The 21445-nt window shown below is 59.0% G+C and carries 17 protein-coding genes; 2 read left to right on the top strand and 15 right to left on the bottom strand.

Annotated elements, in window-relative coordinates:
* Window positions 1–36: 36 nt before the first annotated feature.
* The 4 genes from mukB to cmoM are packed head-to-tail and all read right to left on the bottom strand — an operon-like array spanning window position 37 to window position 7289.
* Entirely contained in the window at window positions 37–4476 is a 4440-nt protein-coding gene (gene mukB, locus MFP24_RS22020) for a chromosome partition protein MukB (RefSeq protein ID WP_249232520.1), read from the bottom strand.
* Window positions 4473–5201 carry a chromosome partition protein MukE gene (mukE, locus tag MFP24_RS22015; protein WP_249232521.1) on the bottom strand — a complete coding sequence of 243 codons (729 nt, stop codon included), beginning with the start codon at window positions 5199–5201 and terminating at the stop codon, window positions 4473–4475. Before mukE ends, mukB begins: the two co-directional genes overlap by 4 nt.
* Window positions 5182–6507 carry a chromosome partition protein MukF gene (gene mukF, locus MFP24_RS22010; RefSeq protein WP_249232522.1) on the bottom strand — a complete coding sequence of 442 codons (1326 nt, stop codon included), beginning with the start codon at window positions 6505–6507 and terminating at the stop codon, window positions 5182–5184. The genes mukE and mukF overlap by 20 nt, the downstream gene beginning before the upstream one ends.
* A complete protein-coding gene (gene cmoM, locus MFP24_RS22005) occupies window positions 6504–7289 on the bottom strand; it encodes a tRNA uridine 5-oxyacetic acid(34) methyltransferase CmoM (protein WP_249232523.1) in 786 nt (261 codons plus the stop codon). Before cmoM ends, mukF begins: the two co-directional genes overlap by 4 nt.
* 172 nt (window positions 7290–7461) lie before the next feature.
* Between cmoM and elyC the strand changes: the two genes are divergently transcribed.
* Entirely contained in the window at window positions 7462–8247 is a 786-nt protein-coding gene (elyC, locus tag MFP24_RS22000; RefSeq protein ID WP_249232524.1) for an envelope biogenesis factor ElyC, read from the top strand.
* A 15-nt stretch (window positions 8248–8262) separates the two neighbouring features.
* On the opposite strand, the gene MFP24_RS21995 is transcribed toward elyC, so the two are convergent.
* The 11 genes from MFP24_RS21995 to MFP24_RS21945 all read right to left on the bottom strand — a co-directional run bounded on the left by MFP24_RS21995 (window position 8263) and on the right by MFP24_RS21945 (window position 19677).
* A complete protein-coding gene (locus MFP24_RS21995) occupies window positions 8263–9156 on the bottom strand; it encodes a YcbJ family phosphotransferase (RefSeq protein WP_249232525.1) in 894 nt (297 codons plus the stop codon).
* A gap of 139 nt (window positions 9157–9295) precedes the next feature.
* Window positions 9296–10048, bottom strand: coding sequence for a 3-deoxy-manno-octulosonate cytidylyltransferase (kdsB, locus tag MFP24_RS21990; protein WP_249232526.1), 753 nt, complete (start codon window positions 10046–10048; stop codon window positions 9296–9298).
* Entirely contained in the window at window positions 10045–10227 is a 183-nt protein-coding gene (locus MFP24_RS21985; RefSeq protein WP_009113194.1) for a Trm112 family protein, read from the bottom strand. The genes kdsB and MFP24_RS21985 overlap by 4 nt, the downstream gene beginning before the upstream one ends.
* A 47-nt stretch (window positions 10228–10274) precedes the next feature.
* Window positions 10275–11264: a tetraacyldisaccharide 4'-kinase gene (gene lpxK, locus MFP24_RS21980; RefSeq protein WP_249232527.1), complete on the bottom strand. Its 990-nt coding sequence runs from the start codon at window positions 11262–11264 to the stop codon at window positions 10275–10277.
* Complete coding sequence (gene msbA / locus MFP24_RS21975; RefSeq protein WP_249232894.1) at window positions 11261–13009, bottom strand: lipid A ABC transporter ATP-binding protein/permease MsbA; 1749 nt, start codon at window positions 13007–13009, stop codon at window positions 11261–11263. The genes lpxK and msbA overlap by 4 nt, the downstream gene beginning before the upstream one ends.
* 37 nt (window positions 13010–13046) lie before the next feature.
* A complete protein-coding gene (locus MFP24_RS21970; protein WP_249232528.1) occupies window positions 13047–15329 on the bottom strand; it encodes a ComEC family protein in 2283 nt (760 codons plus the stop codon).
* Between the two features lie 251 nt (window positions 15330–15580).
* On the bottom strand, window positions 15581–15898 hold the full coding sequence (gene tmaR, locus MFP24_RS21965; protein WP_249232529.1) for a PTS system regulator TmaR: 318 nt from the start codon (window positions 15896–15898) through the stop codon (window positions 15581–15583).
* 98 nt (window positions 15899–15996) lie between these two features.
* Complete coding sequence (locus tag MFP24_RS21960) at window positions 15997–16755, bottom strand: iron ABC transporter ATP-binding protein (protein WP_249232530.1); 759 nt, start codon at window positions 16753–16755, stop codon at window positions 15997–15999.
* Window positions 16752–17759, bottom strand: coding sequence for an iron chelate uptake ABC transporter family permease subunit (locus tag MFP24_RS21955; protein WP_407062049.1), 1008 nt, complete (start codon window positions 17757–17759; stop codon window positions 16752–16754). Before MFP24_RS21955 ends, MFP24_RS21960 begins: the two co-directional genes overlap by 4 nt.
* A complete protein-coding gene (locus MFP24_RS21950; protein WP_249232531.1) occupies window positions 17746–18708 on the bottom strand; it encodes an ABC transporter permease in 963 nt (320 codons plus the stop codon). The genes MFP24_RS21955 and MFP24_RS21950 overlap by 14 nt, the downstream gene beginning before the upstream one ends.
* Before the next feature lie 21 nt (window positions 18709–18729).
* Window positions 18730–19677 carry a siderophore ABC transporter substrate-binding protein gene (locus tag MFP24_RS21945; protein WP_438839195.1) on the bottom strand — a complete coding sequence of 316 codons (948 nt, stop codon included), beginning with the start codon at window positions 19675–19677 and terminating at the stop codon, window positions 18730–18732.
* Between the two features lie 266 nt (window positions 19678–19943).
* Between MFP24_RS21945 and sbcB the strand changes: the two genes are divergently transcribed.
* Window positions 19944–21371 (top strand): exodeoxyribonuclease I, encoded by a 1428-nt coding sequence (sbcB, locus tag MFP24_RS21940; protein ID WP_249232533.1) that lies wholly within the window; start codon window positions 19944–19946, stop codon window positions 21369–21371.
* Window positions 21372–21445: the final 74 nt, after the last annotated feature.

The raw sequence follows: 21445 nt of genomic DNA, 5'->3' as shown, positions 1-21445 counted from the left end.
GCCTGCGCGGGGATGACGATGGCGGTATGGTAAAGGCTAGGAGACCGGAGCCTGAAGCTCGGCGTCGCTTCCCGCAAAGCCCCGCAGCCCGACCACGTGAACATGCTCGTTGTTCTGATAAACCTTGCGCACCAGTTTATAGGTCGTACCCTTTTCAGGGCTGATATTTTCCGGCGCGGCGATGATCAACTGCATTTCCAGCCGGTCGCACAGTTCGAACAGCGTGGCGATGGATTTGGCGTCCAGACGGGCGGCTTCATCAAGGAACAGCAGGCGGCAGGGGGATATATCCTTGCCGCGCAAACGCTTGGACTCCTCTTCCCAGCTCTGGACCACCATCACCAAAATCGACATCCCGGTGCCGATCGCCTCCCCGGTGGACAAGGCGCCGCTTTCGGCCCGCAGCCAGCCGTCCGCGCCGCGGTTGACCTCCACTTCCATCTCCAGGTAGTTGCGGTAGTCCAGCAGCTCCTCGCCGATGGTTTGCGGCGTGCGCTGCCCCATATCAATTTCAGGGTTCAGCCGCTGATACAGTTTCGCCAACGCCTCGGAGAAGGTCAGCCGGTTACTGTTAAACAGATCCTGATGCACTTCCTGCTGCTCGGACAGTACGTTAAGCAAGGTGGTATGGGTCTCGCGCACATTCACATTGAGCCGCACGCTTTTCACCTGCCCGAAAGCCACGGATTGCAGCCCCTGGTTGAGCATCCGAATGCGGTTTTGCTCGCGCTGAATGGTTTTGCGAATGATATTCGCCACGCTGCGCGAACTGATGGCCAGCGTCTGCTCGCGGGCGGTCAGCTCTTCGGTCAGCCGGTTCAGCTCGATCTCCATCTGCTCGATGGCTTCCACCGGGTCGTCGGTGCGGATGATATCCTGACGGATGCGTTCGCGCAGATGCTGATAGACGGCGATATAGAACTGAATCTTGCGCTCCGGACGCTTGGGATCTTCGGAAAGCCGCAGCACGTCGCGCAGATGTTCGTTATCCGCCACCGCCAGACGCAGCGCCCCCAGCGCCTTATCCGACATGGATCGCAGTTCGTCGCCGTCCATATAGGCCAGCTCGCGGCGGTGCAGACGCCGCTCGACGCCGTTATCCTTCACCAGCCGCATCACCGCGCACCAGCCCGCTTTGGCGGTCACCACCTGCTCGCGCATCTGGTGGTAATCCCGTTCCAGCTTGCGCAGTTTTTTCTGCAGGCCGTCCATTTCCGCTTCGCAGAAGGTAAGCTGTTTTTCCAGCTGGTTGCGGCGCGACCGGTTGGCGCTTAACGCCGCATGCAGTTCATCACGGCGCTGACGGGCGCGGGATTCGGCATCCGCATCGGCGCGCACGCCGATATCCTGCAACTCTTGCGTCAGCTCCTTCAGCATATCGAGCTTGGCGTCGTAGGCGCTTTTCAGCGAAGCCTGAACCTGGCTGAACTGCGTTAGCTGCGCCTGATGCTGGCGCAGCTGTTCACGCGCTTTACTGCGTTCGGCTTCCGCCTGTTCCAGACGATGACGCAGCCTGTCGTTAAGATCGGCGTTTTCGCCCAGCATGCCGGCGGCGTCGGTATAGCTGAAGTGCGCGCGGCGCTGCACCACCTCGGTCAAGGCAAACGCCTGCTGCTGGGCCTGACGCTGGGCGTTTTGCGCCTGGGTATAATCTTCCTGCAGCTGCTCATGCTGCTGCGGATCGCTTTGCAACACCGCCGCCAGCGGCTCCAGTTTTGCCAGCGTGGCGCCATGCTGCTGGATAAAACGCACCGACTCTTCGGCCTCTTCCAGCTCCGCCCGAATTTCTTCGCCGCGATCCTGCAGGCTGTCGTCGCATAACAGGCTGATGCGCGGGATCAGTTTGTTAAGCTGGGCGCTGCCCTCTTTGGCCTGTTCGTACTGCTGGCGCTGCTGCTGGTTTTCGCCATCGAAATTAACGATCGCCCGTTCCAGCTCGCCGCGGCGCGAATGCAGGGCGCGAATTTCCGCCTCAGGGTCTTCATCAAACGCCACGGCCAGATGCGTGCCGATAAAGCGGCTGAAAGACTGATGCAGGCGCTGCGTTTTCTGTACGTCGAACGACAGCGTGGCGTAGTGCTCCGCCAGGGTTTCACGTTCGTCGCGCAGGGCTTCGAGGCGCGCTTCCCGCGCGGCGCGGCCGAACAACGGCACCTGCGGGAAACGCGAGTAGCGCCACTGGCGATCGGCGACTTTAACCACCACCGCCTTTTCCAGCTCCTCGACCGCAAACACGCTGTCGTCGAACGACTGCGGGTCGCCCTCAATCAGATAGAGATCTTCGGGACAATCCTCCAGCCCCGCCAGCTGTTCGCGCACCAGAGAAAGATCCGCGACCACAATTCCATGACGGGAAGGACCGTACAGCGCCGAGAAGTAAGGCGCATCATCCAGCGTCACGTCATCATAGATTTCCGACAGCAATACGCCGCCAAAACGCTCCGCCAGCGCATTCAGCCGCGGGTCTTCCGAACCGCCGGGCTGGCTGAGGCGCTCAATCTGCGCTTCAATATGCCGTTTGCGGGCGGCGAGCTCGTCACGCTCAACCGAGGTTTCCCGCTCGCGCTCCAGCAGTTGCTGCATATATTCCGTAATCTGCCGGCTGTCTTCAAAGGTTTCGCCGCTCTGTTCGCTCAGCTGCGTCAGCGCTTCCTGCGCCGCCAGCCAGACCGGCGCGCGCGCCGTCAATTGCTGAATACGCCGCTGAACCTGCTCCAGCTCCTGCCGCAGCGCCATGCGGCGTTCTCCGGCCTCCGCCACCAGCGTCGAGAGCGACTCGATGCGCGCCTCAAGCTCCTGCTGCAGCGACTCCAGGTCTTCCGGCTGATAATCCTTTCCGCTGCGCTTGCAGAAGTCCTGCAACAGCCGCTCGGCATCCTGCTGTTCGCGCAGGCGCTGCTCCACTTCCGCCAGGCGCATACGCAGCGGCTGCACCCGCTCGGCCTGATAGCGCTGCGACGAACTGTCGCGCAGCAGATCGCGCGCCACCTGCCAGGCGTCGCCGCGGCTGACCGCGCCGGCAATGCGCGTCACCAGCTGATAGGCTTGCTCAAACTGGCCGTGGGCCGCATCGGCGACGCTCAGCTTCTGCTCCAGCATCAGCAGAACGTCGGTGGTTTCCTGCGCTTTGGCCTGATAGCTTTCCAGCCACTCGTGGGCGTTATCCGCGGTCAGATCCGGCAGTTGGCATAACGTCCGGGCGCGCTCCAGGACCTGCTGCGCCTGTTGATACTGAATGGCGCGGGTTTGCTGAACGTCCAGCGCCTGCTGGTAGTCGGCCAGCTGGCTTTTCAGCTCATCCACTTCCAGCTCCGCGGCGTCGGCCCGCGCTTCGTTTTCCGCCTGCTGTTCACGCGCCTCTCCAACGACCTCGTTCTGCTCTTCGAGCCGATAGCTCAGCTCTTCCAGATCGGCGTTGTAGCGCTCGATTTTTTCCTGCTGGCGCATGGCCGTCTGCACCAGGTTCAGGTGGTCGCTGGCGGCCTGGTAATCCGTCTCCAGATCCCCTTCCGCGCCGCTTTGCTCTTCCAGTTCGCGCGCCATTTCCACATGACGATATTGCTCGCCGGACAGCTGCTTGCGGCCGCCGAACAGCTCGCGGCGCAGCTCCAGCGCGCTATCCAGATGAATACGCCGCTCGTTGGCATGGCGCATATAGTCCGCCGCCACATAAGAAGTGGCTTCGGAGATCAAATGCTTGAACAGATCGCGATCGGACTGGGTGACGCGAATCGCCTCCAGCGTCATGCGGTTCTCACGCAGCGCCGCTTCCATATCCTGGAAGGCTTTGCGCACCCCGCTGTTTTCCGGCAGTAGATAATCCCGCAGCGAGCGGGTAATGGCGCTGGAGATGCCGCCATACAGCGACGCTTCAATCAGCCGGTAGAACTTGCTGCGATCGGCCGACGAACGCAGCCGGCGCGGAACCACGCCCAGGTCGAACATCAGCGAATGATAGTCGGTGATGGAGTTGAACTGTTTGAACTGTACGCCTTCCATCTCCTCCACCCGCTCTTTCAGCTCCGCCAGCGAAAGCACGCGGGCCTGACGGTCGCCCACCGTCTGGGTGAGAAGCTGCGTCGGCTGAATGGCGGTGGGCAGCCCCTGGATGGTGAAGGGTTTGATATCCACCTTGCGGTCGCGCCCGGCGACCTGTTGCAGGCGAACGCCCACCAGCACGCGCTGATGGCGGGAATTGACCACGTCCAGGGTGGAGTAGCACACCCCGGCGCGCAGCTTGCCGTGCAGGCCTTTATCCCGTGAACCGCTGGTGGCCCCGGCCTCGGTGGTGTTGCGGAAATGCAGCAGCGTCAGATCGGGGATCAGCGCCGTAATAAATGCCGCCATGGTGGTGGATTTACCGGCGCCGTTGCCGCCGGACAAGGTGGTGACCAGCTCATCCAGATCAAAGGTGCGGGCGAAAAAACCATTCCAGTTAACCAGCGTCAGCGAGCGAAATTTACCGCGTTCAATCATTCCTGTTCATCCTCAGCACTCTCTGGCGGGGTATCGTCGGTGCGATCGTTTTCATCACTTTCATCCTTCAGCGACAGGCCGCCCTCAACGGGCATCGCCTCGCCGTCGCGAATCATCCGCAGCTGCGCTTCGCGGGCGTCGTCGCCGCTGCGCACGTCGGCGCCGAAGCGGAATACGGATTCGGTAATACGAAATTTGCTGCTGTCGCTGCCCATAAAGTAAATCATTCCCAGGCGACGCAGCCGGTTAAGCGAGGTGCGCACTTTTTCCTGCAGTTTCTGACGGTCCAGATCGGAACCGGTCGAACGCTGGTTAACCAGCTTCAGCAGTTTGTTTTCATCCGCCAGGCCGAGCAACTCTTCGTACAGCTCCTGCTGGCTGAAGATGCCTTCATGGGCAAGGCGCTCCGGGCTGAGGTACAGATAGCAGAGAATTTTCCCCACCATCATATCCAGCTCGGACAAAACCGAACGGGGGATCAGCGTGGTGGAGCGCGGACGCAGGTAGAAGAAACCCTCCGGCGCCCGGATCAGCTCTACGTTGTAGCGGCTGTAAAACTCCTCCAGCTGTTCTTGAAAATCCATCAGAAAGGCGTGATTTTCCAGCTCTTCCATGCCGATATGACGACCCGCGCGCAGTTGGCTGTCCAGCGCGGGAAATAACGTATTCGACAGCGCGGTCGCCAGCCTGGCTGGCATGATTTGTTCAATATTTGTCGATGACATGGGCCTGTACCTTGGCTCCGTAATCATTGATTACCTGCCATAACGCGGGCAATCCGGTGAAATCTGATTCGGCCACACCCAGACGGACCGCCTGGTCGACCACGATTCGGGCAACGTCAAAATGCCGGGAGCGAGGATACTGCGCCAGATAGTCGCGCATCACGTCGCCCAGATTCAGCGGTATTCGTTGCTCTTTATATCTATGCAGCGCCTGTTCCACCAGCGCTATCAGCTGCTCGCGCATCTCGCTGAACTCTTCATATTCCAGTTCCGGCGGCAGTTCCCCGGTCACCTCGTCGCTGCGCAGCGCCAGCTCCTCATCGCGCATATCCAGCAGGCGATCGGCGTTGGCGAAGGTCAACGCCCAGGGACTCTCAAAATAGCTTTGCACCGACTGGCGCAGCCGTTGTGAAAACACGCGGTTTTTATCCATATCGATGGCGGTACGGATAAATTTATGCACGTGGCGATCGTAGCCGATCCATAAATCGATGGTTTGCTGGCCCCAGCTGACGATGCGGTCGAGTTTGCTTTGCAGATCGAATACCAGCTTATCGACGAATTCCAGATTGTGGGGGTTATGCAGAATCGCATCCTGAATACTCAGCAGGCTGGCCTGCAGCTTGTCGCCGGCGGCCTCCAGCGTATCCTGCAACTCGCGCAGGGTGTCCGAGGTTTCGGTCAACAGCTGTTCGCAGCTGACGATCGCCGCGCGCCAATCCTGATTCAGCAGGGCGGCGATATCGTCTTTTACCCCCTGCTGCTGTTCATCCATCACCCGCTGGGAGAGATCGATGCTGTCGAATATTTCCGCCACCGAATATTTCAGCGGCGCAAAGACGTTGCGGTGCCAGTGAAACTCATCGCCGCCCTCTTCCGCCGCGTCCGCCGCGTGTTTCAGCTCCTGGGCCACGATCGAGAGCTGCATGGAAAGACGCAGCGTCGAGAACTCGCGCTGGCGAATATAGTAATCCGTAATGCCGATGCCCAGCGGCGTCAGGCGATAGATGGCATTGCCGTCCGCCAGTTCGCTGATAAACCGGTTGAGCAGGCGCTGGCGCACCAGATCGTTAATCGCATTGTTGGCGCGCACGCTGATGGTTTCATTGGTTTGATCAAATCCCTGACTGACGTGGCGAAAGGCATCCACCAGTTCGCCTTCGCTCATTTCACCGTCCATGCGCTCACCGTTGAGCGTCGCTATCGCCAGCAAAAAAGCCAGACGCTCGGTGGGAAGGGAAAGGGAAAAATCATTTTTTCGTGCCCAGGCGACCAGTTCGGGTACAGTCTGGGAAAAATCACTCATAATGCATCCTTCAAATGGTTTTTTTGCGCCATGACATGGATATAACGCCCCAGGCTCACAAAGGGTTCCTGCCGGCAATAACGCTGTTCCAACTCCAGAATCTCGGCAAAATTATCATTCTGTTGCTGCTTATTCTGCAAATAGTCATGAAACACCCGGACGCCCGTTTTACCCAGGATGGCGAGCCCCATCTCATCAAGCCAGCCATACACCTGCTGCGGATCCAGCGGATGGTCGGGCGACAGCGACCGCCGTTTACGCTTCGGCATACCGGCCTGCACGTAGGCGAAATTACCCAATACCATGTTACGCATCAACAGGCCATGCCGGTTATAGAACATCAGGGATAACACGCCGCCCGGCGCCAGACAATCATACAGTATATCAAGCGCCTGCCGAGGTTGCGCCACCCATTCCAGCACCGCGTGAAACAATATCAGATCGGCGGGCCGAGACATATACCGCCCGATATCCTGCGCGGCGCCGTGCACGAAACGCATATTGTGGATCACCCCTTGCGCGGCGGCGGCATCTTTGGCGCGCTGAATCATCTCATCTGACAGATCGCACAACAAGACCTGATGTCCTAAAGCGGCCAGGCGGCAGGCCATCTGCCCCTCGCCGCCGCCCGCATCCAGCACGTTTAACGGCCCGTCGGGAAGCTGCGCCAGCAGACCGCCGAGATCCTGCCATAATACCGCCTGTCGCAGTTGACCCTTGGTGGTGCCATAAATATTCTGGGCGAACTTTTCAGCAATGTCGTTAAAATTGCGATCCTGCATCGGTCGAAGGTTCCGCTTCATGATGGTTACGGCGAATAAAAAAGGCCTGGCAATCCAGCGCGCCGGGATTTATTGAAACTGCTATTCTGGCACAGGCTGGCTTAGAATAAATCGTCTTGCCCCAGGATATTTGCCCGGATGCGGTTTTTTCACCCAAAAGGAAGATGATTTTATGTTGTTCATAGCAAAAAAGTTTATTGGCGGCCTGTTGCAGCCGCTTCCGCTGCTGCTGCTGATGATGGGCGCCGGTCTGTTGCTGCTGTGCTTCACGCGCTGGCAGCGCGGCGGCAAGACGCTGATTCTACTGAGCTGGCTCACGCTGGTACTGATCAGCGTTCAGCCCATCGCCGATCGGCTGTTATCGCCGTTGGAAAAACACTATCCCACCTGGCAGCCGGGGCGCATTCATGCGAACTATATCGTGGTGCTGGGCGGCGGATATACCTATAACCCCGACTGGGCGCCAAGCTCCAACCTTATCGGCAACAGCCTGCCGCGCGTTACCGAGGGGGTACGGCTTTATCACGCCAATCCGGGCGCCAAAATGATTTTCACCGGCGCCGCGGCGCAGGGCAACCCGGTGAGCAGCGCGAAAACCGCGGCGCTGGTGGCCGAAAGCCTGGGCGTCCCGGCTGAGGATATTTTGACACTGGACACGCCGCGGGATACGGAAGAAGAAGCCGCCAGCAGCGCAAATATCATCGGCAAACAGCCGTTTTTGCTGGTGACATCGGCGAATCATTTACCCCGCGCCATGCGTTTCTTCCAGGCGCAGGGGCTGAACCCCATTCCCGCGCCCGCCAATCAGATGGCGATTACCTCGGCGCTGAATCCGTGGGAGAAGGTATTTCCGTCGGCCTACTACCTGTCGCACAGCGAACGGGCCTGGTATGAAACATTGGGACGCCTGTGGCAACGCCTGAAAGGCGGCGAACCGGCGCCGGACGCGGCCGGATAAACCAGGCCGGGAGCGCTATTCCAGCCAGGGAGACAGCTCGTGCGACGCGGTGTCAAACAGTTGGCGATCCAACTGCCCGGTATGAATATAGCGCGAGACCGCTTCCCAGATAACGTACAGCCAGCGGCGGTAAACGAACGACTCGGCCACCGGCGCCTTATTGAGATAGCGATAGAGCAGCTGTTCCGGCATCCCCGATTCGCACAGCCGCAGCAGTTCGTACTCTCTGGGCGCCCAGAGCATCATGCCCGGATTAATCATCGCCAGCAGCTGATCGCTGCGCGCATCTTTCAGCATGCTGCGTAACGAGAGATTGCCGTGCATCAGCACGCAGCTATCGTTGAAGTCATCGAATAACGCCGGCAAGCACTGACGGGAACGGTATAGCAGGCTGCGATCCCGTTGGGTCAACAGCGGCGCGTTGACATTAAGAAGGGTGGCCCACAGCACTTCCAGCCGCTGCCGATACCAGCTAAACCAGTCGTTTTCCTGGGTGCTGTCGACGGAACCGACGCAGCCGTGGCTGTCGATACGGTGCCAGGCCAGCACGCTCTCCACGATTTGATCCATCAGCAGCGTCCAGCGTTGCGCCGTGCGGCAAGGCGCCTCGACGGAAACCCCGCGCAGGCGCTCGATCAGCAACAGCTCTTTGTAGGGCGCCTGCTGGCTAATCACCAAACCGTATACCGTCGGCAGCCGGACATCCCCTTCGCGCGCCAGCATGGAAAGCTTGTAGGCCTCCTGCTGCGCCACGCCCTGGCAGACGTAGCCTTTGGCCAGCAGCGGAATGGCGTGGCCTTCTTTATCATACAGCGCATAGAGATGGGCGTAAGGTTGTTCGCTTACGCACTCCAGCCGGCTCAGGCTTTCACCCAGTACCGTGCTTAATTCAGCTTTCAACTGTTCCATAAACGGCTAACCTCGGCAGAGCAGGATCGCTCCGCATGCCATCATGCGGTCAGCGCATGACAATTTCCTCAATACAGATCAAAGATAGGATAGATCGGCCGCGATTCGGCAGCGCCGCGGCCCGATGGATGCCGTCAATTCAGCCGCCGGCCATCGCGATGCGCACCCGGGCCAGATCTTCCGGGGTATCGACGCCCACGCTGGGGACCGATTTCGCCACCGCGACGTGGATTTTTTCGCCGTACCACAATACACGAAGCTGTTCCAGCAGCTCGATTTGCTCCAGCTGGCTGGGCGCCCAGCCGACATAGCGGCGCACAAAACCCGCCCGATAGGCGTAGATGCCGATATGGCGCAAAAAGTGGTCGCCGATGCTCTCTTTCGAGTGGCTAAAACGCTCGCGTTCCCAGGGGATCGGCGCCCGGGAAAAGTAGAGCGCGTAGCCTTCGGCATCCGTCACCACTTTAACCGCGTTGGGATTGAACGCCTCTTCGCTGCTTTCAATCGGCACCGCCAGCGTGGCCATGCCGGCCCGGCAGGCGGCCAGATTATCCGCCACCTGACGAACGATCACCGGTGGAATCATCGGTTCGTCGCCCTGCACGTTGACGATGATTTCATCATCGGAAAACCCATAGCGTTCAATCACTTCGGCCAGGCGCTCGGTGCCGGAATGGTGATCGGGGCTGGTGAGGCAAACTTCCCCGCCCGACTTGCGCACCGCCGCCTCGACGTCGGGGTGATCGGTGGCCACAATAACCCGCCGCGCCCCCGACTCCTGCGCACGCTCCATCACATGCACCACCATCGGCTTACCGTTGATATCCGCCAGCGGCTTACCCGGCAAGCGGCTGGAAGCAAAGCGAGCCGGGATAATAACGTTGAAATTCATTGTGTGATCTCGTCAGCCCCTAAGGTACGCGCTTCGTGATCCAGCAGTACCGGAATGCCGTCGCGCACCGGATAGGCCAGCCCGTCAACCTTGCAGATCAGTTCCTGTTTTTCTTTATTGAAGTATAAGCGTCCGTTACATACCGGACAGGCAACAATTTCCAGCAAGCGGTGATCCATGCTTCCTCCATCAAGAAGCCATTATTTAGAGTAGAACAAATTAATCGTCACCGCCGACTGGCCAGCAACGTCTCCAATCGGTCGAGCAGCCGGGCGGCCGCCGGTTCCGCCAGCGTGGCGTCCACCGGCAGATACCACCAGTTGCGGCGGGCAAACGCCCGGCACTTGACCGCATCCTTTTCCGTCATCAGCAAGGGCTGTCTTTCATCATCGGTCAGCGGTTGCAGCTGTTCCAGCCGATAGCCTTGGTGATCGGCAAACGCCACCTCGCGCGAAATAGTTACCCCGGCATCACGTAGCGTAGCAAAAAAACGCTGCGGGTGGCCGATGCCCGCCATCGCCACCGCGTTCTGCAACTGATTGACCGGGCGTGTTTCCCCGGAAGCGAGATTGACCGCCATGCCGGCCGTCAGCCGCATGGCGATCTCGCCGGGCCGCGCGCTGCCGCCATTGACGATAACCGCATCCACCGTGCGCAGGCGGCTTTCACGCTCGCGCATCGGGCCGGCGGGCAGCCACCAGCCGTTGCCAAAGCGCCGCACACCGTCAACCACCACCAGCTCGATATCGCGGGCCAGCGCGTAATGCTGCAAGCCGTCGTCGGTGATCACCACGTCCAGCGGATAGCGCGCCAGCAGGGCCTCCACCGCCAGACGACGTTTGGGCGCCACCGCCACCGGCGCGCCGGTGCGTTGATAAATCAGCACCGGCTCATCGCCGGCCTGGTCGGTGGTGACGTTATCATCCACCACCAGCGGATAGCGTTGCGCTCTGCCGCCGTAGCCGCGGGACACCACGCCGGCCCGCAAGCCTTGGCGCCGTAACTGCTCCACCAGCCAGATAACCACCGGGGTTTTGCCGTTCCCCCCGGCGGTCAGATTTCCCACCACCACCACCGGCACCGGCGCTCGCCAGCTTTTACGCCATCCCCGGCGATAACTTTGGCGGATCAGAAAAGCGATCAGCCCGTAGAGCAGCGATAAGGGGATTAACAGCCGGTAAAGCGGCGAGCGTCCCGACCAGATGCGCTCAATCATTCGCCGAACTGCATTTTATGTAATTGGGAGTAGGCGCCGTTTTTCGCCAACAGCGCGGCATGTTCGCCACGCTCGATAATACGCCCGTCTTCAACCACCAGAATCTCATCGGCTTTCTCGATGGTGGACAGCCGGTGGGCGATAACCAGCGCGGTGCGATCGCGCTGCAGCTCATCCAGCGCCGCCTGAATCGCCCGCTCCGACTCGGTATCCAGCGCCGAGGTCGCCTCATCCAATACCAGAATAGGACAGTCGCGCAGCAATGCGCGGGCGATGGCGATACGCTGACGCTGCCCGCCGGAAAGCAGGACGCCATTTTCGCCGATCATGGTGTCCAGCCCGTTCTCCATCTTGCTGATGAAATCCATGGCGTGAGCCATTTTCGCCGCGCGCTCCACCTCTTCCCGGCTATAGCGATCGCTGCAGGCGTAGGCGATATTGTTGGCGATGGTATCATTGAACAGGTGTACATTCTGCGACACCAGCGCCACCTGGTTACGCAGGGACGACAGCTTGTATTCCCGCAGGTCATGCCCGTCCAGCAGAATTTCGCCGGACTGAATGTCGTAAAATCGGGTGATCAGATTGGCAATGGTGGATTTGCCCGATCCCGAGCGGCCGACCAGCGCCACGGTTTTGCCGGGCGGAATATGCAGGCTGATATTTTTCAGCGCCAGGTTTTCCCTTCCCGCATAGGCGAAATCCACGTTGCGGAATTCAAGATCCCCCTTGGCCCGCTCGATCTCCAGCTTGCCGGTATCTTTTTCCTGCTCCATATCCAGAATGGCGAACAGCGTCTGACAGGCCGCCATGCCGCGCTGGAACTGGGCGTTGACGTTGGTCAGCGACTTTAACGGCCGCATCAGCGCAATCATGGAGGAGAAGACCACGGTAATCGTCCCCGCGGTCAGGGTATCCATCACGCTGGGGAAGCTGGCGGCGTACAGCACAAAGGCCAGCGCCAGCGAAGCGATCAACTGGATGATGGGATCGGAAATGGAGGAGGCGGAGACCAGTTTCATCCCCTGCTGGCGCATGCGGTTGCTGACCTTGTTGAAACGCTGCACTTCCACATCCTGACCGCCGAAAATCAGCACTTCCTTATGCCCTTTCAACATCTGCTCCGCGCTGGTCGTCACCAGCCCCATCGTATCCTGCATATTTTTGCTGATATTACGGAAACGTTTGGAGACCAGCCGGATAGCCATCGAGACAATCGGCGCAATCACAATCAGGATCAGCGACAGCTGCCAGCTGTAATAGAACATCAGGATAAAGAGGCCGATTATCGACGCCCCTTCCCTGACCACGGTAATCAAGGCGTTCGACGACGAGGCCGCAACCTGTTCGGAGTCGTAGGTAATACGGGACAACAGCGTTCCGGTGGACTGCTGGTCGAAAAAGGTCACCGGCATGCCCATAATGTGGCTGAACAGGCGGCGACGCATGCCCATAACCACTTTACCCGACACCCAGGCCACGCAGTAACTGGAAACAAAACCCGAGGCGCCGCGCATCAGCATCAGTCCGATGACCACCAGCGGCATCCATACCAGAACGGAACGATCGGCTTTACCAAATCCTTCATCCAGCAGGGGCTTAAGCAGAGACAGCATTAGCGTGTCGCCGGCCGCATTAATCACCAGCGCGATCGCGGCTACAATCAGCCCCGCTTTAAAAGGAGAGATCATCGGCCATAGGCGACGAAACGTCTGCCAGGTGGAGAGATCTTTATCATTCAGCATGCAATAAACCTGAGCCAGAAAGAAATAGCCGCCTATTTTACTCATTATCCCGCCATACGCCAAACCACCGATGATACCAACGCGGCGATATTTGCTCTCTAAAGCGCAGTATTTGCCATGAATCGTTGAAAAAACGCGCACTCAGCTGCCCGGAGGTCGCCGTATCGAACCAGGTATGACCATGCCGGCGATAGCGTTTCACCACTCTGGCGGCAGGGAGCCGCCACTGGTTATAGCGGGCGACGGAGGCGGCGGCGCGCGGCGCGGCGACCGCCCGTATAAAAGGCGGAGTGGAAGACGTGCCGCTGCCGTGATGGGGAATTTGTAACAAATCCGCAGCCAGTTCATTTCTATGCCATTTTATTAGCGCCCGCTCCGCTTCGGCTTCAATATCCCCGGTCAATAAAACGCGGTATTTGCCGTCATCGACGCGCACCACGCAGGAGTCATTATTCTCCGCCCGCGCTACCTGGGATAGCGGCCACAGTACGGTAAAAGTCAGCCCCTGCCAGCGCCAGCCGACTCCCCGCCGGCACGGCAGATGCCCCGCCTGGCGGAACGAGCTGTAAATTTCCGCCTGCGGGTATGCCGCTTTTAGCGACGCCAGTCCGCCGATATGATCCATATGGCTATGGCTGAGAATGATTTTTTCTGCCACCAGCCCGCGCCAGCGCAGATAAGGCAGTATTTCCCTGGTCGCCATGTCGCCGCCGTCCCAGCGGTTGCCGGTATCGTACAGCACCGCTTTTCCGTTGCGCTCAATCACCACCGCCAGCCCGTGACCGACGTCCAGCATATCGACGCGCCAGTTCGGCTCGTCGGTTTTTAGGCGCGACGCCGCCAGCAGAACGATCAGCGTCGCCACGCCGACCGGATAATATCGCCACCAGGCAAAGCGCCAGATCACCACGCTCAGCCATCCGGCCAGGCTGCCGATAAGCAGCGTGGCGTCCAGATTCACCCATCCCGCCTCCATGGCGGTCAGCGGCATAAATACCGCTCGCAGCGACAGGTCCGCCAGCCACCACAGCCAGTAATTCAGCGCGGTGAGATACATCGCCGGCAGCGCCAGTAGCACCAAGGGCGTGGTGATAAAGGATACGATCGGCACCGCCCACAGATTTGCCGGCAGCGACGTCAGACTGACGCCGTGAAATATGCTTAGTTGCAGCGGCATCAACAGCAGCGTGATCCCGGCTTGCAGATGCAGCCAGCGCAGCCAGAGCCAGCCGAACCCGCTCCGGCACCGTTTGGGTAACGGCGCCCACTGAAACCAGAAAATCAGCGACGCCACCGCCAGGCAGGAGAGCCAGAAGCTGTCGGACAGCACGCTGAGCGGATCGCCGAGCAGAATAAGCGCCACGCACCACAGCCATACCTGCCAGGGTGAACAGAGTACGCCGCGCAGGCGCAGCGCAATCCACAGGCTGAGCGCCAATGCGGCTCGCACCGCCGGCGGATTTCCGCCGGCCAGCCACACATATCCCCACGCCACCATCCCGCCGGCCAATAAGGGAAACCGATAACCAATCCACCGCGCGGGCAAAAGATATTGCGCTCCGCGCGCCGCGCCCCAGCCAAATAAGGCGGCGAGCGCAATATGCAGACCGGAAATGGCCATCAGGTGCATGGTGCCGGTTTTTTGCAGCGTGATTTTTGTCTCGGGGCTGACGGTTTTCATTTCGCCGAAAGTCAGCGCCAGTAAAATAGCGCGCCACGGCAGCGTGATGACCTGTTGCTCCGCCTGGGAAATAATGCGCTGGCGCAGATCGCAGGATGGCGTTATCGCCTGCGCCGAGACTATTTTCCCGGACAGCGGCTGACGTTTGGCTATCGCCCAGCGTTGGCTGTCGAATCCCCCCTGATTCAGGCGACCGTGGACTGGGCGAAAACGGGCGGCGACCGACCAGCGCTGGCCGCCGCACCAGTCGCGCATGCCATGTGACAACGTCACCTGCGCGTAAAGCGGCGGAAATACCCGGCGCTGATTGATTTTTTCCACTCTCACCACCGCCCGCGGTTCATCTAATTCGGTGAAGCGGATACTGGTGATGGTTACCACGGCGCTCACCGTACGCTGGGTCGCGTGCTCGATCTGTTGCAATACCGTTTGCGCCGCCAACCCGGCCCAGCAAAAGCCGAGAAGCGTAATCGCCGTCAGCCGCAGCGCATAACCCGGGCATTTCAGCGCCGTTATCACCGCCAGGAGTCCCCCGCCATAAAGCAGCGGGCGGGGAGGAATTTGCGGCAGGATCAGCAAGGGCAAAATACCGAGGATCGCCGCCATCGCGAGGGTACTTACGGATAGTCTGCTCATCATCCCGCCGGCCTGGCACTATTTGCGAGCAGGGATCTTGCTACATTATCGGCCTGCCGCGCAGCTCAAAAATCAATCCGCGGAACGGGACGCGCAGCCAATGTTGGCCGTTGCAGAAAATTGCACCCGGCATAGGAGGCATATCCGGCTTTGGGCGATGAAGATGCGCCGTCGGCGTTGATAAAAGAGTGAAGATCGGGGGGTAAAACGACCAGGAACCGCCGGAGCGATCCCTGTTTTCCAGCGGAGATGGGTTATTTCACTTCACCCATGGCTTTCAGTTTCTTGGACAATTCGCGACGCTCTTTCGACAGGTCGGCATTTTTAATGATGTAATCGTCAACCCGGTCTTCATAATCGCTGCGCATGCTGGCGATAATTCCCTGAATGTCCTCAATGGTCATGCCGGGCTTGATATACTCGCTCAGGTTGTCGAGCAGCAGAACGCGTTTTTGGTTATCACGAATTTTCTTTTCGTTATCAATGATTTCGCGTTGCAGTTTATTTTTACGACGAAACGTGCGTACAAACTCCAGAACATCCTGGAAACAAGGCTTAGTATCCTTATCCATTTCTCTACCCTTACTTAAGTCAAACACAAATTCTCTATATGCTAACCATACAGGTTAGCAGCTATCGGCGACAAGATGGTTTTCTCTGAATCGATTAATTATCGATAATACACGGCGATACGTTGATTACGCACCAGCTCGATGGCCACCTCGGTATCGAAGATATCTTCCAGTATCGCGGGCACCATGATCTCTTCCGGCTTACCGCTGTAGATAATCTCACCGTGGCGCATGGCGATAATATGGTCGGAATAGGCGGAGGCGAAATTGATGTCGTGGATAACCAGAACGATGGTTTTTCCCAGTTCATCCGCGGCGCGGCGGATCTGCTTCATCATCGCCACCGCGTGTTTCATATCCAGATTATTCAGCGGTTCGTCCAGCAGCACGTATTCGGTATCCTGGCATAATACCATCGCCACGTAGGCGCGCTGCCGTTGCCCGCCGGAAAGCTGGTCCAAAAAGCGATCTTTCAGTTCGGTCAGGTGGAGAAACGCCAGCGCCGCGTCAATACGCCGGCGATCGTCGGCATTCAGCCGTCCGTGGGTGTAGGGATAGCGGCCGAAACCGACCAGTTCGGCGACGGTTAGCCGGCTGGTAAACTGATTCTCCTGGCGTAGCACGGATAAACAGGTCGCCAGTTTATTGCTCGGCGTGGTGGTGACATCCATGCCGTTTACCCGCACCTGCCCCCGATCGGCGTCCAGCAAGCGGCTGATAATAGATAACAGCGTCGATTTCCCCGCGCCGTTAGGGCCGATAATCGAGGTAACGCCGCCGCGGGGAATGGTGGCGGTAACCTCTTTTAATACCGCCACATTATTATAGGTTTTAGTTACATTGCCGATCTCAATCACACGGAAACCTTTTTAAGTAACAACAGAATAAACAGTGAACCACCGATAAATTCAATCACCACGGACAGCGCGCCGGACATATCCAGCAGATGCTCCAGAATCAGCTGTCCGCCGACCAGCGCAATAATGCCCAGCAGAAACGCCGCCGGCAGCAGAAAACGGTGCTGGCTGGTGCCGATAATCATATACGCCAGGTTGGCCACCATAAATCCCAGAAAGGTCAGCGGCCCGACCAGCGCCGTCGATATCGCCACCAGCACCGAGACCAAAAGCAATATCACCGTCACGCTGCGTTTGTAATCCAGCCCCAGATTAATCGCGGTGCTGCGTCCCAGCGCCAGCACGTCGAAGCGGAAACGCATCCGCCATATCATCACCGCCACCAGGGCCGCAATCGCCGCCGACAGCCCAATCAGCTCCGGCGCGGCGCGGGTAAAGGTGGCGAACATCCGCCCCTGCACAATCGCAAACTCGCTGGGGTCGAGCAAGCGCTGCATCAGGTTGGACATACTGCGAAACAGCGTGCCGCAGATAATGCCCACCAATAACACCAGATGCAGATTGTTGCGGTTCCCGGTAAACAGCCAGCGATACAGCACGGCGGAAAACAGCACCAGCAGCAGCGCTTCCATGAAAAACTTCCCCTGAATACCCAACGCGGGCAGGCCCCGGACGCCGAAAACAAACACCAGTACGGTTTGAATCAGAACAAACAGCGCTTCGAACCCCATGATCGAGGGCGTCAGAATGCGGTTATTGGTTACCGTCTGAAACAGCACCGTCGAGGCGCTGGCGGCAAACGCCACCAGCAGCATGGTGCCCAGCATCAATCCGCGGTGGGTCAGGATATAGCGCAAATTACTGCCGAGGTTGATGGTCATAAATATCGCCATCGCCGCCAGCGCCAGGGCGCCCAGCAGCCACAAGCGCCGCCGGGGAGATAGCGCGTATTTATTTTGGTACGTCGCGGCGGGCATTGCCGTATTCGCTTTATTGGCCGACATGACGTTTTTGACTCAGCATCAGGAGAAGAAAAACCATAGCCCCGATAACGCCCAGAATAACGCTGACCGGTATCTCGAACGGATAGCGGATCGCTCGGCCTATAATGTCGCACAACAGGACCAACCCGCCGCCCAGCAGGCAAACCCACGGAATAGTTCTGCGTACGTTGTCACCTAATAGCATGCTGACGAGATTGGGAACGATAAGGCCGAGAAACGGCAGCGCGCCCACCACCACCACGACGACGCCGCTGGTCACCGCCACAATCGCCAGCCCCATCAGCATCACCTGCCGGTAGTTAAGCCCGACGTTGACCGAAAATTCGCGCCCCATGCCGGCGACGGTAAAACGGTCGGCGATCCAGCAGGCGAGCAGCGTCAGCAAACCGACCAGCCATAGCAACTCATAGCGCCCCTGCAACACGCCGGAAAAATCGCCCGACTCCCAGCTGCCCAGCGCCTGCAATAGATCAAAATACATGGCGCCGAAGGTGGTAATGGCGCTGATGACGGCGCCGAGCATAATTCCCACCAGCGGCACCACCAACGCCGATTTCAGCACGATGCGGCGCAGCAGCAGCATAAACAGCAGCGTGCCGCCCATGGCGAACAGGCTGGCGACGATCATTTTGACGAACACCGGGGAAGACGGCGCCAGCACCATCATCACCAGCAGCCCCAGCCCGGCGGACTGAGTGGTGCCGGCCAGCGACGGCTCGACGAAACGGTTCTGGGTCAGCAGTTGCATAATCAACCCGGCGACGCTCATGGCGCTGCCCGCCAAAAGCAGCGCCAGCGTGCGGGGAACGCGGCTGATAAAGAAAATGTCGCGCATCGCCTGATCGGTCCAGATCGCCTGCATGGTTACCCTGCCGGCCCCAAGAAATAGGCTGGCGACGATCATGCCGCCCAGCAGCATAATGCCGAGCGCAATGTAGAGATATTTCATTATTCCTGCCACGCCTAACCGCTATTGCTTATCCAACGCGTTATTGACGTCCGCAATCAGATTTTTATAAGTTTGCAGGCCGCCGGCGATATACAGCGATGAGGAATCCAGATAGACGACGCGATCGTTTTGCCAGGCGCTGGTTTTATGGATCAGCGGATTATCCAGCACCTGCCGCGCGGACTCCCCCCCCGTGCCGGATCTGCCGATGGCGCTATCGCGATCCAGCACAAACAGCCACTCGGGGTTGACGCTCAGCAAAAACTCCGAGGTCACCACATTACCGTGGCGCCCGGTTCCGGAGGTGGGAAACTCCACCGCCGGCTTAAAGCCCAGCTGTTCAAAAATAAAGCCAAAGCGGGATTTCGGACCGTAGGCCGACATTTTGCCGCCCGAAACCATCAGCACCATCGCCGTACCGGCGTTGGCGGCTTTTTCGTGGGTGCGGGCAATCTGCTGGTTAAACTCTTCCAGCTGTTTTTTCGCTTCGTCCTGTTTGCCGAAAATGTCCCCCAGCTGTTCCACGCGCTGGGTAAAGCTGGGCATAAACTGGGTTGGGTCGACGTCCAGCGAGATGGTGGGCGCAATGGCGCTCAGCTTATCGTAGGCGTCGGCGGCTCGCCCGCCGGCAATGATCAGGTCAGGTTTGGCGCTGCTGAGCGCTTCATAATCGGGCTCGAATAACGTCCCGGCGTTCAGGTATTCGCCGCCGCGGTATTTGGCGAGGAATTCGGGCAGATGCGAACTGGTCTGCGGCACGCCGGCGACCTCGATTTGCAGGGCATCCAGCGTATCCAGCACGGCGGGAGCGAACACGACGACTTTTTTCGGGTGCAGCGGCACCTTAGTGGTGCCCTGGGCATGTTCAATGCTGATGGTTTCAGCCTGTTCGGATGAAGACTCCGCCCGATCGCAACCCGCCAGCACCGCTATTGACGCCAATGCCAATAGCGCCCACCTTATCGTCAAAGCTACGTTCACCCGCATTGTTTTCTCCTTCAGATGATTACCCAGAGCAAAATGTCTCAGACGGTAAAGAATTTAATTATCATTCGTATTAAAAGGCGAGAAATTGTAACCGAGGATAGTTCCCCTGCCTAGCAATTATGCCCGCGGCGGATGTGAGCGGAATCAGGAAAGCGCCACAGAAAACGCATTCAATGATATCCTTGCGGTTTATTTACCTGTTTCCGCCAGATATGGCGTTCAGATCAATCATGTAGCGTAATGTCACTATGGCCGATAAAACACAACCTACGTTTTTCATTCATGATTATGAGACCTTCGGTAAACATCCGGCCCGCGATCGGCCCGCGCAGTTTGCCGGGGTACGCACCGATGCGGACTTCAATATTATCGACGAACCGCTGGTCATCTATTGCAAGCCGACGGATGATTATCTGCCGGAACCCGAAGCGGTATTGATTACCGGCATCACGCCGCAGCTGGCCGCGGCCAAAGGGGTGAATGAAGCGGAGTTCGCGCGCCGGATCCATGAGGCGTTCAGCGTGCCCGGAACCTGCATCATGGGCTACAACAATATCCGTTTCGATGACGAAGTCAGCCGTAATATCTTTTACCGCAATTTCTACGATCCCTACGCCTACAGCTGGCAGCACGGCAGCTCCCGCTGGGACCTGCTGGATGCGTTACGCGCCTGCCATGCGCTGCGCCCGGAGGGAATCGTCTGGCCGGAAAACGATGAGGGACTGCCCAGCTTCAGGCTTGAACATTTAACCCGCGCCAACGGCATCTCCCATGAGCATGCCCATGACGCCATGTCCGACGTCTACGCCACCATCGCCATGGCGCAGTTGCTGAAGCAGGCGCAGCCCAGGCTGTTTGATTATCTGTTCCAACTGCGCAACAAGAATAAAGTCAGCGCGCTGATTGATATTGCGCAGATGAAGCCGCTGGTCCATGTCTCCGGCATGTTCGGCGCGGCGCGCGGCAACACCAGCCTGGTGGCGCCTCTGGCGTGGCACCCCGATAACCGCAACGCCGTCATTATGTGCGACCTTGCCGGCGATATGACGCCGCTGCTGGAGCTGGATGCCGATACGCTGCGCGAACGCCTGTATACCCGCCGCGATCGGTTAAGCGCCGGGCAGAGCGCGGTTCCCATCAAACTGGTGCATATCAATAAGTGCCCGGTGCTGGCGCCCGTCAATACGCTGCGCCCGGAAGACGCCGACCGGCTGGGGCTCGACCGCCAGCGTTGCCGGGACAATCTGGCGCTGCTGCGGCAAAACAGCCAGGTCCGCGAGAAAGTCGTCGCGCTGTTCGCCGAGTCGCCGGCATTCGCGGCCGAGAGCGACGTCGACCTGCGGATTTACGACGGCTTTTTCGGCGACGCCGACCGCATGACGATGAAGATTATTCAGCAAACCGCGCCGCAGAACCTGCCCGCCCTGGACGTTAAATTCGTCGACGACCGCCTGGAGCCGCTGCTATTCCGCTATCGCGCGCGCAATTTTCCCAACACGCTGGACGACGGCGAACAACAACGCTGGCTGCAGCATCGCCAGGAGGTGTTTACCGCCGAACGCCTGCAGCAATACGTTACCGAACTGGACGCGCTGTATCAGCGCTACGAAGGGGATAAGCCAAAAACCGATCTGATCAAGGCGCTGCTGGCATACGTTCAGGCGCTGACCAGCTAACGGCCTCTGCGGCAACCGCATTCCGCCTTAGTCATCCCCGCAGGTCCCCGCCTTCGCGAGGAGGGATCTCTGGT

It is taken from the genome of Brenneria tiliae (assembly GCF_023347575.1).
GTDB classification, from domain to species: domain Bacteria; phylum Pseudomonadota; class Gammaproteobacteria; order Enterobacterales; family Enterobacteriaceae; genus Brenneria; species Brenneria corticis.
Note: the sequence above shows the minus strand (reverse complement) of the source record. Positions and strands in the feature narration are given on the sequence as shown.